11 protein-coding genes are annotated in these 13462 nt (G+C 38.9%); 9 read left to right on the top strand and 2 right to left on the bottom strand.

Annotated features, from left to right (window positions below):
- The first annotated feature begins 5 nt into the window (after positions 1–5).
- The gene (locus tag BR30_RS0107280; protein WP_197032303.1) at positions 6–842 is read left to right on the top strand and encodes a YihY/virulence factor BrkB family protein; all 837 of its coding nucleotides are present in this window, start codon (positions 6–8) and stop codon (positions 840–842) included.
- 248 nt (positions 843–1090) lie between these two features.
- Here the strand turns inward: BR30_RS0107280 and BR30_RS0107270 are convergent, their stop codons facing one another.
- Both BR30_RS0107270 and BR30_RS0107265 read right to left on the bottom strand, forming a co-directional pair.
- Positions 1091–3004, bottom strand: a complete 1914-nt coding sequence (locus BR30_RS0107270) for a heavy metal translocating P-type ATPase (protein ID WP_026564438.1) — start codon at positions 3002–3004, stop codon at positions 1091–1093.
- Between the two features lie 173 nt (positions 3005–3177).
- Positions 3178–4356, bottom strand: coding sequence for an MFS transporter (locus BR30_RS0107265; protein WP_026564437.1), 1179 nt, complete (start codon positions 4354–4356; stop codon positions 3178–3180).
- Between the two features lie 200 nt (positions 4357–4556).
- Between BR30_RS0107265 and cax the strand changes: the two genes are divergently transcribed.
- From cax to rlmD, 8 genes are all read left to right on the top strand, one after another.
- Positions 4557–5612: a calcium/proton exchanger gene (cax, locus tag BR30_RS0107260; protein ID WP_026564436.1), complete on the top strand. Its 1056-nt coding sequence runs from the start codon at positions 4557–4559 to the stop codon at positions 5610–5612.
- Positions 5613–6009: 397 nt separating this feature from the next.
- Complete coding sequence (locus tag BR30_RS0107255; RefSeq protein ID WP_026564435.1) at positions 6010–6627, top strand: YczE/YyaS/YitT family protein; 618 nt, start codon at positions 6010–6012, stop codon at positions 6625–6627.
- A gap of 126 nt (positions 6628–6753) precedes the next feature.
- Entirely contained in the window at positions 6754–7524 is a 771-nt protein-coding gene (locus tag BR30_RS0107250) for a YfkD famly protein (RefSeq protein ID WP_442852961.1), read from the top strand.
- A gap of 314 nt (positions 7525–7838) precedes the next feature.
- On the top strand, positions 7839–8036 hold the full coding sequence (locus BR30_RS0107245; RefSeq protein WP_026564433.1) for an SE1561 family protein: 198 nt from the start codon (positions 7839–7841) through the stop codon (positions 8034–8036).
- Positions 8037–8224: 188 nt separating this feature from the next.
- Positions 8225–9769, top strand: a complete 1545-nt coding sequence (locus BR30_RS0107240) for a fumarate hydratase (protein ID WP_026564432.1) — start codon at positions 8225–8227, stop codon at positions 9767–9769.
- A gap of 359 nt (positions 9770–10128) precedes the next feature.
- Positions 10129–11094 carry a nuclease-related domain-containing protein gene (locus BR30_RS0107235; RefSeq protein WP_026564431.1) on the top strand — a complete coding sequence of 322 codons (966 nt, stop codon included), beginning with the start codon at positions 10129–10131 and terminating at the stop codon, positions 11092–11094.
- Between the two features lie 62 nt (positions 11095–11156).
- On the top strand, positions 11157–11942 hold the full coding sequence (gene pdaA, locus BR30_RS0107230) for a delta-lactam-biosynthetic de-N-acetylase (protein ID WP_026564430.1): 786 nt from the start codon (positions 11157–11159) through the stop codon (positions 11940–11942).
- Between the two features lie 122 nt (positions 11943–12064).
- Complete coding sequence (gene rlmD, locus BR30_RS0107225; protein ID WP_026564429.1) at positions 12065–13453, top strand: 23S rRNA (uracil(1939)-C(5))-methyltransferase RlmD; 1389 nt, start codon at positions 12065–12067, stop codon at positions 13451–13453.
- Positions 13454–13462: the final 9 nt, after the last annotated feature.

Genomic DNA, 13462 nt, shown 5'->3' with positions numbered 1-13462 from the left:
TGGACATGGAAAAGGTGGGGAATGTCCGCTCGTCGCTACTACGATTACTTTGGCATAGGGTCGATGAAGATGATCTGCCAGGCTTAAGTGCGCAGCTGGCCTATTATTTTCTATTGTCCCTATTTCCGCTCCTGATTGTTCTATTTACACTTCTTCCCTATATTCCGATTCCACATCAGGATATGCTCGGAGTAGTGAAAGATTTTGCACCAGGCGAGGCAATGGATTTAATTGAAAAAAATGTCCATGATATCATGAACCATCGGAATGGCGGGTTGCTTTCGTTCGGGATTATTGGCACCATTTGGTCGGCATCGAACGGAATTAATGCGATCGTCAAGGCATTTAATAAGGCATACAATGTAAAGGAAAGCCGTTCATTTATTGTTTCAAGAGGGATGGCTATATTATTAACATTTGGGATGATCTTGGTATTAATTCTCGCTATTGTTCTCCCTGTGTTCGGCAGAGAAATAGGTATTTTTTTATTTTCTCAATTGGGCTACACTACAGAATTTATTAAGCTCTGGAATACATTAAGTTGGCTTGTTAGTGCGATTATTTTGTTCCTTATTTTTACAGTGTTGTATTGGATTGCACCAAATGTAAAATTAAAATGCCGCAGTGCCTTTCCAGGTGCCGCTTTTGCAACAATTGGATGGATTGTATCCTCGATTGGATTAACGTTTTACGTTGGAAATATAAGTAATTATTCTCTTACTTATGGGAGTATCGGGGCAATCATTGTCTTAATGATTTGGTTATACATTTCGGCATTTATTATTATTTTAGGTGGAGAAATAAATGCCTTTTATAGTGAGAAAAACCGTAAGAATTGCTAATAGTTACCTTCATGAAATTTGCCTATCTGTTCAAACTAAGGTGGTAGGCTAATTTCACCAAGGAGGTTCTTATTATGACAAAGAAAACTAAAAAAGATGGCGGGACAAAGCAAAAGGGCAAAGGAAGCAAAGGAAATAAAACTTCCGGTTCAGCAAACGGTTCAAATGGCTATCACTAATGGGCTTTTCCTTATATAAACAAAAAGACCGGATGAATGTTCATCCGGTTTTTTAATCTAGCTCCTGTACTATTTAAGCAATCGCAGGCTGTTAAGAATGACTAAGATGGTACTGCCTTCATGACCAATGACTCCAAAAGGCAAATCAAGGATCTGAAAGAAGTTTGACGAAATCAAGACCATGATAACAGTTATCGAGAATATAACATTCTGTTTAATGATTTTATTCATTCGCTTAGAAAGATCAATGGCCTCAGCAATTCGAGGTAAATCATTTTTCATTAGGACAATATCCGCAGTTTCAAGAGCAACGTCAGTTCCACCACCCATGGCAATACCAACATTGGCGATAGCAAGTGCAGGTGCATCATTGATTCCGTCACCTACCATTGCCACAGTTTCATATTTTGTTTTTAACTTCTTTAGTTTTTCAACTTTTACCTCTGGTAAGCATTCCGCGAAAAATTCATCAACATGGCTTTCAGATGCTATTGCGCGTGCCGTTTTTTCACTATCACCTGTCAGCATAACCGTACGGATCCCTTGCTTTTTTAGGTGATCAATCGCAAGCTTAGTCTCCTCACGAACCACGTCCTTCATGGCAATTACTGCACATAACTCACTATCAATTTCAATAAATACAAGCGTATTGCCATGAGCAGCGAGTTCTTTAATCTTTCCATCCGCAAACTCTTCAATAAGCTCTTGGTCTACAAACGCTGCTTTACCAATCTTCCAATTCTCCCCGTTAATGGTGGCTTTTACACCCCATCCAGGTATATCTTCCAGACTGTCAGGATGGAGGAGTTCTTTGTTAAGGTTTGATTTTACATATTTCACAATTGCCGTTGCAAGCGGATGGTTAGAATGGCTTTCAATCGATGCTGCCTTCCAAATCAGGGTATCCTTATCAAGTCCATCCTTTACAATCACTTCCGTTACTTCTGGGTTGCCTTTTGTCAATGTCCCGGTTTTATCAAATGCAATGGCACCCAAATGGCTTAAATTCTCTAGATGTACCCCGCCTTTTACCAGGATTCCACGTCTTGCTCCATTGGAAATGGCCGATAATGTTGCAGGCATGATGGAAGCAACAAGGGCACATGGAGAAGCAACCACCAATAAGATCATTGCCCGATAAAAGGCTTCTTGCCAACTCCAGCCTAAGATAAAGTGCGGTAGAAAAAACATCAATAACACAACAGAAAGGACCACTTTAACATAGGTTCCTTCGAAGCGTTCAATAAATAGTTGTGAAGGAGATTTTTCGCTTTGAGCCGATTGTACGAGCTGAATTATCTTTTGAAAAAGAGTGTCATGGCTCGCTTTTGTCACTTGGACAGTAATTGAGCCTGTCATGTTAACAGTTCCTGCAAAAACATCTTCCCTATCGCCTTTAGATACAGGCATAGATTCGCCAGTAATAGCTGCCTCGTCAATATTGGTTTGTCCTTTGACAATCATCCCGTCAGAAGGAATGCGCTCACCGGGCTTTATTAAAATCAAATCTCCGATATGAAGCATTGAAACAGGAACTCTCTTTTCACTGCCGTCAGAGATGAGCAAAGCCTCTTCTGGCTGCAGTTTCATTAATGAGGATATTTCCTTATGGCTTTTATTCATAGTATAAGTTTCGAGTGCCCCGCTTACGGCAAAAATAAAAATTAACATGGCACCTTCTGTCCAGTAACCAATAATGGCGGACCCTATTGCTGCAAAAATCATTAGCATTTCCACGTTTAATTCCTTATTTTCATAGGTAGCCTCTATGCCTTCTTTTGCCTTGGCGAAACCACCAATTACAAATGCTAGCAGGTAAACAATTATGGAATCAGCACCATTTCCATATTTGTCAAATAACCAGCCAGCTGCAATAAAACCACCGCTTAGGCCTGCTGCAATTAGTTCTGCATGTGGTTTGATTTTTTCGATGAACCCTAATTTGTTTACACTCTTTGTTATCGCCTTTGCTTCGGAACTCACTGTTCTTCCCCCCTCCAATTGCTAATTGATAAGAATAATCAAAGTCAATACCCTTAAAAAATACGAAAGCTGTCATCAAAGTGATGACAGCACAGTCTTTATAATGTTTCTATTTATTTAATCTTACCACATATTTTATGCATAAGATATGAATTTGCTCCATAATTATCCTTTTATGAATTTTGTTGTTCAAATACCAAATTAGTCTTCTTACCAAATGTGAAGATGATAATGGATAAGGTTAAGAGCATCGTACTAATGATATAGAAGAAACTTACATTTTCTATGAATTTTATAAACAAGCCTCCAATGATGGGTCCGCTTAAACTGCCGAGACTGAAAAAAATCCCGCATAACAAATTTCCAGTCGGAAGTAGAGTTTTTGGAAGTAAATCTGTCATGTAGCTGATACCAAGCGAGAATGTTGAACCGACGATCATCCCGGAAATAAGAAAAACAACAAACAGTCCAATAAAGGAATGTTCCAGGAAGATTGCGGCTGTAAAGCTAAAAAATCCAAGAAAAAGTATCGCTATTAAGATATTTCGCCGACCATACTTATCACTCAAAATTCCTAAAGGAAGTGAGGTAATAATACTGCCGGCGGCAAATGCAGTCAACAACATGGAAACATTGGTGACGTTTATATCCATTCTTAATGCATAGACAGGAAAACTGCCATTTAAGGAGGATTCTAAAAATCCGTAAGTAAATGGCGGAAGGAAAGCAACCCATCCATATTTTATAGCCTTCTTAAACTGTTTGATGGTTGATTGGAAGGAATTGATACCAACTTCTTGTTCAGGTCGTTCGTTTTTAAGCATAAATACAAAAATCCAGCCAATAAAACAAAGGATCGAGGAGACAATAAAAGGCAGAGATTGATTTACGTTTACTAATGGTGTCATTAATGGCCCACTGGCAAAGCCAATTCCAAAAAATAATCCATAAAAAGAAATATTTCGTCCCCGCTTCTCTGCTGGGGAGGATGATGTAATCCAGGTCTGTGTGGCAAAATGAAGTGAATGATCGCCTATTCCAATCAGTAATCGGAGGGTAAACCAAAACCAAAATGTCTGCCATAAAGGAAATAGTGCGAGCGAAATAATTACGAGTCCTCCACCATAAATAATCACTGGTTTATAACCGTATTTCCTGAGAGGCATTTCCATAAAAGGAGACACAAGGAGAATTCCAATATAAAGTGCTGTCGCATTTAACCCATTTAATGAAGGTGAAATCCCATTTTTCTCAAAAATTACAGCAATTAGAGGCAGCAACATTCCTTGCGAAAATCCAGAAATCGCAACGATACTAACAAGGATCCAAAAGCGCAAATTCATTTCTTTCATAGAACGTCCTCAATTCTACAAGTTTCATTCAATATAAAATTATATAGTTCCCAAATTATGGTAACGAGAAAATTGCCAATTTGCAAGTAAAAGTTCCATGTCTAGACAATCACAATAATTTTAGGTAAATTAAGGAACAAAAGGAAAAGTCTAAAAGAAAATATCCTCGTTAGATAATAAGAATATGGAGGGAATATATGGTGAACAGAATTTTTATGCTTATGACATTCATTGGGGTGCCGCTGTCCGTTATTGGCTCAATGATGCATTGGTCAAATATTGTTTTATTTATTATCTATTGCTTAACAATCGTGGCACTAGCCAGTTATATGGGAAGGGCAACTGAAAGTCTAGCAATTGTTGCAGGACCGCGGATTGGCGGACTGTTAAATGCAACCTTTGGAAATGCAGTTGAACTTATTATTTCAATTTTTTCGTTGAAAGCTGGACTTGTTGGAATTGTTCTGGCCTCACTAACGGGTTCCGTGTTAGGAAACTTATTACTTGTGGCAGGGCTTTCATTCTTTATCGGGGGCTTAAAATTTAAGCGACAAACATTTAATGTCTACGATGCTAGGCATAATTCGGGATTGTTAATGTTTGCTGTTATCATTGCCTTTGTCATTCCGGAAGTTTTTTCGATTAATATGAATGAGACAAAAACTCTTTCCTTAAGTGTTGGGATTTCAGTTATTTTGATTCTCCTTTATCTTGCTGCCCTATTTTTTAAGCTGGTTACACATCGAGGCGTTTACCAGCCAAGTACCGAAAAAATCGTTCATGAGGAAGAAGAACCAGAATGGGGGAAAGGGAGAGCTATTGCCGTTCTCTTCATTGCTACAATAGCAGTCGCATACATCTCCGAGCACCTAGTCCATACGTTTGAATATGTAGGAGAAACTCTTGGTTGGTCTGAATTGTTTATCGGTGTCATTATCGTGGCTATAGTAGGGAATGCAGCAGAACATGCATCTGCCGTTGTCATGGCATTTAAAGACAAAATGGATATTGCAGTTGAAATCGCGATTGGTTCTACATTGCAGGTGGCCATGTTCGTATTACCTGTTCTTGTGCTTGCTTCTCTTTTCTTTGATACCACCATGCCACTACTATTTAGCTGGCAAGAGCTAATTGCGATGGTGTCATCGGTGCTCCTTATGGTTGTTATCTCCAACGACGGAGAATCCAATTGGTTTGAAGGGTTAACACTGCTCGCTGCCTATGTCATTATGGGAATCGGCTTTTACTTACTCTAGTTATTGTAAAAAAATAAAGACTCTAAGCCCGGTGGGTATAGAGTCTTTATTATTAAATTTAAGTTTTAAGTTTCATTTCAGTTCTTCAATGTACGGGGTTAATCGTCAAGCTTGAGCTATAATGATAAAATAACCATTTAGTAGGGTAAAAATCAATCGCTTTTCTTTGGGCCATCAATCACCAACCTTCATGTTTATTTAGATACATGAACACGAGTGTTGAATCTCATATAAGACGGGGATCCCAACCTCCTTATGGATAATAGGTAATGGAAGCAGATTGATTACGGCCCTCCTTTGTTGATAAGTTAAGTATATTATAGTATTAAATTTTAATTTTGTAAATGTTCTGAATATTACATTTATGTTACTTTTCTCTAACTTGAAGGAGCGACGAATGAGATTATTAATTCGGTTTTTATTTTTTATTTTTGGACTTAGTATAATGACTTTTGGTGTATGTATGACTATTGAAGTAGCCGATATTGGTGTGGGTGCATGGGATGCTCTTAATGTAGTCTTAACAGAAAAGGTAGGTTTATCCGTAGGTAAATGGGTAATGATTGATGGGGCTATTTTAGTTATACTGGTCTCTCTCTTATTAAAGAAAAGACCTGATCTTCTTTCACTTCTAACGATTATCATCATAGGTTCATTAGTCGATTTTTGGCTGGGAACTGTTTTTAATTTATTTCAAGTCAATCAACTCATCGCTAAAATAGCCATGCTATTAGTAGGAATCTTGATTATCGGATTTGGTGCAGCTATCTACATTCAGGCAAAATTCCCTCAAAGTCCAATTGATAATTTTATGTTAGCCATTAAAGAACGCTTTCGAGTTAATTTAATGGTTGCGAAAACCATTGGAGAGATTACAGCATTGATTCCTGCCTTTTTACTACATGGACCTATCTCATACGGGACCATTATCATTACATTCACAGTAGGACCTGCCATCCAATTGTTCTTTCCATTTTTTGAGAAATTAATGTTGCGTCTACAGACGAAATATTGAAATTACTTACTAGGATGGATAAAAATAATCAACTCCGAAAAAACTACTAGCAGACTGATTATGCTATTAGTGAAAGGAGTTTAACTCGTGAAGAAAAATGTCACTATCCTGATGACACTGCTATTAATGTTAACTTTTATTCCCTCAGCCTTCGCACAAAAGGGTCAAGCGCAAAAAGTTTCGGTAAAATATCAAGTACCAGCCTCGGTCCGAAATATTACCAAAGAGAACACCTATCCAAATTCGACACAGGATCTGCCATTATTACAACCAAGTGATTTAACTAAAAAATTGATTAACTCATCAAGGGTGAAAATCGAAAACCCTGACCTAATCCGGATGCTAAATGAATCGAGTATTAATAGCACGCCGTTCGCCATAGGTTATCGTGCCATCGTCTATCTAGGTCAGTGGCCCCTGAATTATGAATCAACAGAAACCTCTCCAAATTGGGAGTTTCAAAAAATAAACACCAATTATTTTGATAATCGTGGCGGCAAGGTCCCATATCAAATCAAATATGTTCAGGAGTCGCAAAAGATTATCAGAGGCGGGCTGACTGCTAAAATCGCCAGTGCTGAAGCGGTAAAAAAAATGATGCTTTTGAAGGCGATGGAAAAAACACATCTTCCACTTGCGTTCGATACAATTATTGGGGCAGGAACGAAGAATGACCATATTTATAACATTCCACCGAACCGATTGGGCTACTTATATGCCTATGCACCAGGTGTGAATGAAAAAGGTAAGGTAACCTACGGTGAAGTCTATTTAATGTTAAAAGGTAGCAAAAAATTTATCGTGATTAAAAATGTCACCTCTCAAGGAATCGGTGCATGGATTCCAGTTCAAGATTATGTCTCCTTTGGATTTGCAGCGTCAGAACGACCACGCTAAAAGCAGACTCCTGGTTGCAGGAGTCTTTTCTTTTTTTTGCTCTGTTAAAGGCTACTGTTGATTTCGTAGCAAGTTGATTGGAACGTAAGGCACGAAGACTCCTGCGGGAGGACGGGGCAGGGGAGACCCCACAGGCGCTTTAGCGCCGAGGAGGCTCCCCGGACCGCCCGCGAACCGCTTGTGCCTGAAGTGGAAATCAACAGCCAGTATAACAGAGCCTCAACTTTAAAAAGTTGGGCAAAATATTATTAATCGATTGTCAAAATAGCAATTTTTCGATAGGATGAGAACGTTAGCGAAAGGAGTGAAACAACTTGGGCAGCCCGATTGAAGATAAAAATACACAAGTGAATTTTTTAAAACAACGTTTAAACATGTTCATTGATGTCCTCGATGCGATTGATCCAGAAGATACAGATCTTGAAGATATTGACCGTTTAATTTCGATGTTAGATGATATGGAATCTAAATGTAAAGAATTTAATAACCGTGAAGTGAGTGAGTCTGTTTAATCAACAGGCTCTTTTTAATAGGGTTAGATAGGGAATCCAATATTTACATGGGGATTTCCTCAATTAACCTGGCAGCGGTTGCAGACTAATCCTTTAATTCTAGTGGTTATAGGAGTATAATATAAGCGTGCAAAAAATTGTAAATTTGAAAAATATTAATGGGGAACATGGGGAGAGGGGTACTCGAATTGAATATTTCTAAATTTCAAGAAAGCATGTATAAGCTAGTCGTTGAAACATCAACAAAACTTCCTAAGGATGTCCGCCGGGCTGTAAAATGGGCTAAAGAAAATGAAAATGCGGGAACAAGTGCCGCAATGAGCCTTGCGACAATCACAAACAATATCAAAATGGCAGACGATCAAGTGTCACCCATCTGTCAGGACACAGGTTTACCAACCTTTAAGATTAAAACGCCAGTAGGTGTGAATCAATTAGAAATTAAAGAAGCGATTCGTAATGCCATTGTGTTGGCAACGAAAGAAGGGAAGCTTCGCCCGAACTCGGTCGATTCCCTAACTGGTGAAAACAGTGGGGACAATCTTGGTGCAGGTGTGCCTGTTATCAAATTTGACCAATGGGAAAAAGATTATATCGACGTTCGTCTGATTTTAAAAGGCGGCGGTTGTGAAAATAAAAACATTCAATACAGCCTTCCATGTGAATTAGACGGATTAGGCCGTGCCGGACGTGATCTTGATGGAATCCGTAAGTGCATTATGCATTCCGTCTATCAGGCTCAAGGTCAGGGATGCAGCGCTGGCTTTATCGGTGTTGGTATTGGCGGCGACCGTTCTTCTGGATACGATTTAGCGAAAGAACAGTTATTCCGTTCTGTGGAAGATGTGAACCCAAATGAAGACCTTCGTAAGTTAGAAGAGTATGTAATGGAAAATGCAAATAAATTAGGAATCGGTACGATGGGCTTCGGTGGTGAAGCGACACTCTTAGGCTGTAAGGTAGGTGTCATGAACCGCATTCCTGCTAGTTTCTATGTTTCTGTTGCGTACAATTGCTGGGCATTCCGTCGTTTGGGTGTGAGTGTCAATGCTGAGACTGGTGAAATTAATGAATGGATGTACCAAGACGGGGAGTTCATTGATTTTTCTGAAGGAGAAGCAGCGGTGCAGGAAACGGCAGCTACATCTGAAGGGGTTATCACTTTAGAGGCGCCAATATCTGAAGAACAAATCCGTTCTCTTAAAGTCGGCGATGTTGTTCAAATCAACGGCATGATGTACACTGGCCGAGATGCGATTCATAAATATTTAAGTGATCATGACGCACCAGTGGATTTAAATGGACAAGTTATTTATCATTGCGGTCCGGTTATGTTGAAGGATGAAGCCGGTGCTTGGCATGTAAAGGCAGCTGGTCCAACAACAAGTATTCGTGAGGAGCCTTACCAAGGTGATATCATGAAGAAATTCGGCATCCGCGCTGTTATCGGTAAAGGCGGTATGGGACCGAAGACGTTAGCTGCATTGGAAAATCATGGCGGGGTATACTTAAATGCCATTGGCGGCGCTGCTCAATATTATGCAGATTGTATCAAATCTGTTGAAGGTGTCGATTTAATGCAATTTGGTATTCCAGAAGCGATGTGGCACCTTCGTGTAGAGGGCTTCACAGCAGTAGTGACAATGGACTCACACGGAAACAGCCTGCATGCCGACGTTGATAAATCTTCATTAGAGAAATTAGCACAGTTTAAGGAACCGGTTTTTAAATAGAGAGTTGTGGGATAGGCGCTCGGGTTGCGGGCGCTTATTTTTTATTGAAAAGGAATTTAGTTCCACCTTTTGTATAATTACTACGCTATTTTGAAAAAATACCCCTCAATTTTGTAAAATAACTAACTTGTTTTCTAGGGCTTGGAAGTTAATTTCCAATTATTGTTGAATTAACTCCTATTTATGTAAAATAAATTGAAAAATTGTAAAATAAACCTTTCAAATTGTATAATTATCTCCTATTTTGAAAAATTCCCCGGCATAGGCAGCTGGAAAAATTATAATTCATAAAAAATTCATACAATTTTTCATTAATACATGCTATAAATAAGCGAAACCGTAACCAAGGAGGTATTAATTTGTTTGTTAAAGACCTATCAGTTCCCCTTAATTTAAAGAAAGCCGAGGCATTGGAAAAAAGGACGCCACAAAATCATCCCGTACTATTAGAATTAAGGACTTTCATTAAAAATTTACGATCTGGATATAATGGTGAAAGGAAAATACGCTATTATTTAGGACAAATTCCCTCTAAAAGGTTCTACATATTCCACGACTTGCGCCTCCCGTATGGTGACGGGTACTTTCAAATCGATGCATTGCTGCTTTCCCCAAGAGGAATTCTTATGATTGATGGCAAAAATCACTCCGGAAAATTAACTATCGAAAAAAATCAAATGATTCAAGATTATATGGACAAAAGAATAGTCTATGATAATCCAATCGCACAGGCCCACCGCCATAACTTATTATTGACGTACTTTCTTGAAAAACACAAAATCCCTCCAATGCCAATTGACTCGCTAGTAGCTATTTGTAAATCCTCAACTGAATTATGCATTAGTCCTGGATACGCAATTGCGGAAAAAAAGATTTGCCGAGTGAGTGAATTACTTGGAAAAATAGATGTATTTTACAATCAACATAATAAGACTCTCCTTGATCCTAAAACCATTGAGAAAATTAAAAGACTTCTTTTAAAAAGCCACACCCCATTAATTACAGACATAATGCAGAAATTTGGCATGCAAATGTTAGAAATAATTACAGGTGTCCAATGCCCCAATTGCTTTCAGTTTCCAATGAGCTATAATAGGAAAATTTGGGTATGTCCACATTGCTATTTTATATCCCTCGATGCACATTTAGTTGCAATTAAAGATTATTTCTTACTAAATCATTCCTCATTTACAAATATGGAGATACGTACATTCCTTCACCTTCCATCTACAAGAATAACCACGTACTTTTTATCTTCATTATGCTTCCCTTTTACAGGAACCACGAAAGGCCGCGTCTACCATCAGCCTCAAAATTTCCTATAAATACTAATAATCATTTTCCCATTTAAACAAACACTAAAAAAAACAAAATAGGGGGAACATGGATGAAACGATTATTATGCATCCTCAGTATGCTGCTTTTATTCATACCGCAGAGTACATATGCGGCTGTGTCCAATCAGCCGATCCATTGGGGCTTTAAAAAAGGGGTAAATGAGCAGCCAGCAGAAGCTGGTCCCGAACTTGATCAGCTGATTGAGAAATATGGTGCTTTTTATAAAAGTGACTCTAATAAAAAGATACTTTACCTTACCTTCGACAACGGATATGAACAAGGTTATACCCCGCAAATTCTTGATATCTTAAAAAAGGAAAAGGTACCTGCTACCTTTTTTGTCACTGGACATTACTTGCTTTCGGCAGAGGATATCGTAAAAAGGATGGTAAAAGAAGGGCATATTGTCGGGAACCATTCGTGGCATCATCCAGATCTGACAACCGTAAGTGATCAAAGGATTCGTGAAGAGCTCGAAAAGGTCCGCGTCAAAACGAAAGAATTAACTGGTCAAAAAGAAATGAAATACCTTCGTCCGCCCCGGGGGGTATTTAGTGAAAGAACGATGCAGATTGCTAATGAAGAGGGCTTTACACATGTATTCTGGTCACTCGCTTTCGTCGATTGGCATGTGAATTCGCAAAGAGGCTGGCAATATTCCTACGACAATATCATGAGACAGGTCCATCCGGGCTGTATCTTACTATTACACACTGTCTCAAAAGACAATGCCGATGCTCTGGAAAAGGTCATTCAGGACTTAAAGAAAAAAGGCTACAAGTTTAAAAGCCTAGATAAATTCCCGAAGAAAAAAATAAATTCAGCTGATAAGTAACACCCATGAAAACCGAATTTCTTTTTGGAATTCGGTTTTTCTGTGTGAATCATGCTATAATACGGGGAAAATTAAAATGAAACGATTTATATGAATTTATGGAATATTATGGAGTGAAATTGATGAAAACTGATCAAAATATCAAAATTGAACTGAAGCAAACCTTTCCGCTTACCATCAAACGACTTGGGATTAATGGTGAGGGAGTAGGTTATTTTAAAAAGCAGGTTGTCTTTGTACCAGGTGCCCTTCCTGGTGAAGAAGTGGTCGTAGAGGCAACGAAGATTAGCCCGAAATTTGCTGAAGCAAAAGTCAAAAAAATTCGTATTAAATCCCCGCATCGTGTTCTGCCACTGTGTCCAGTTTACGATCAATGTGGAGGATGTCAATTGCAGCACTTGCAATATGACCAACAGTTGAAGGAAAAACGTGATATCGTCATTCAATCATTGGAGCGCCATACCAATGTGGACATGAGCAAACTTGATATAAGAGAAACCGTTGGAATGGAAGACCCGTGGGGTTATAGAAACAAGAGCAGTTTTCAAGTAAAGGCAATGGATGGTAAGGTTCTTGCGGGGCTTTATGGCCTTAATTCCCATCAATTGATTAATATTGACGAATGTGCGGTCCAGCACTCACAAACAAATGAAGCGACATCAGTGGTTAAACGGATTTTAGAGGAATTAAAAATTCCTATCTATAATGAAAAATCTAGAAAAGGTATTGTTCGAACCATTGTTACTCGTGTTGGCATTCAGACAGGCGAACTACAAATAGTCCTAATCACAACACAAAAAGAATTACCAAAAGTAGACATCATCATTCAAGAAATCCAAAAACGCCTACCGAATGTGAAATCAATTGTTCAGAACATAAATGGGCAAAAGACGTCCCTTATTTTTGGTGAGGAAACTCTTCCGTTAGCGGGTGAAGAATTTATCCAAGAAACACTAGGAGACCTTCAATTTGAGCTTTCTGCAAGGACCTTCTTTCAGTTAAATCCTGTGCAGACGGTAAAGCTTTATAATGAAGTTAAAAAAGCAGCGGCTTTGACAGGTACAGAAAAAATAGTAGATGCCTATTGTGGAGTGGGAACCATCGGGTTATGGCTCGCCGACCAGGCAGGTGAAGTCCGTGGAATGGACGTCATCCCAGAATCAATTGAGGATGCGAAGAAAAACGCAAAGCGGCATGGATTGACCAATACAAAATATGTACCTGGAAAGGCAGAAGAAGTCCTGCCTAAATGGGTCAAAAAGGGTTGGAAGCCCGATGTCATTGTCGTTGATCCACCTAGAACAGGTCTTGAGGGGCAATTAATCCAAACCATCCTTCAGGCAGAACCAAAAAAGCTCATTTACATCTCATGTAATCCTTCAACATTGGCGAAGGACATTCAAACGTTAAGCGCGAAATATGAAGTAAAGTATATACAACCAGTGGACATGTTCCCGCATACGGCACATGTGGAGTGCTGTTCACTACTAATATTGAAAGACAAAAAATAAATGTGGCCG

The sequence above is a fragment of the Bacillus sp. UNC41MFS5 genome (assembly GCF_000686805.1).
This window is presented reverse-complemented; position numbering and strand designations above follow the sequence as displayed.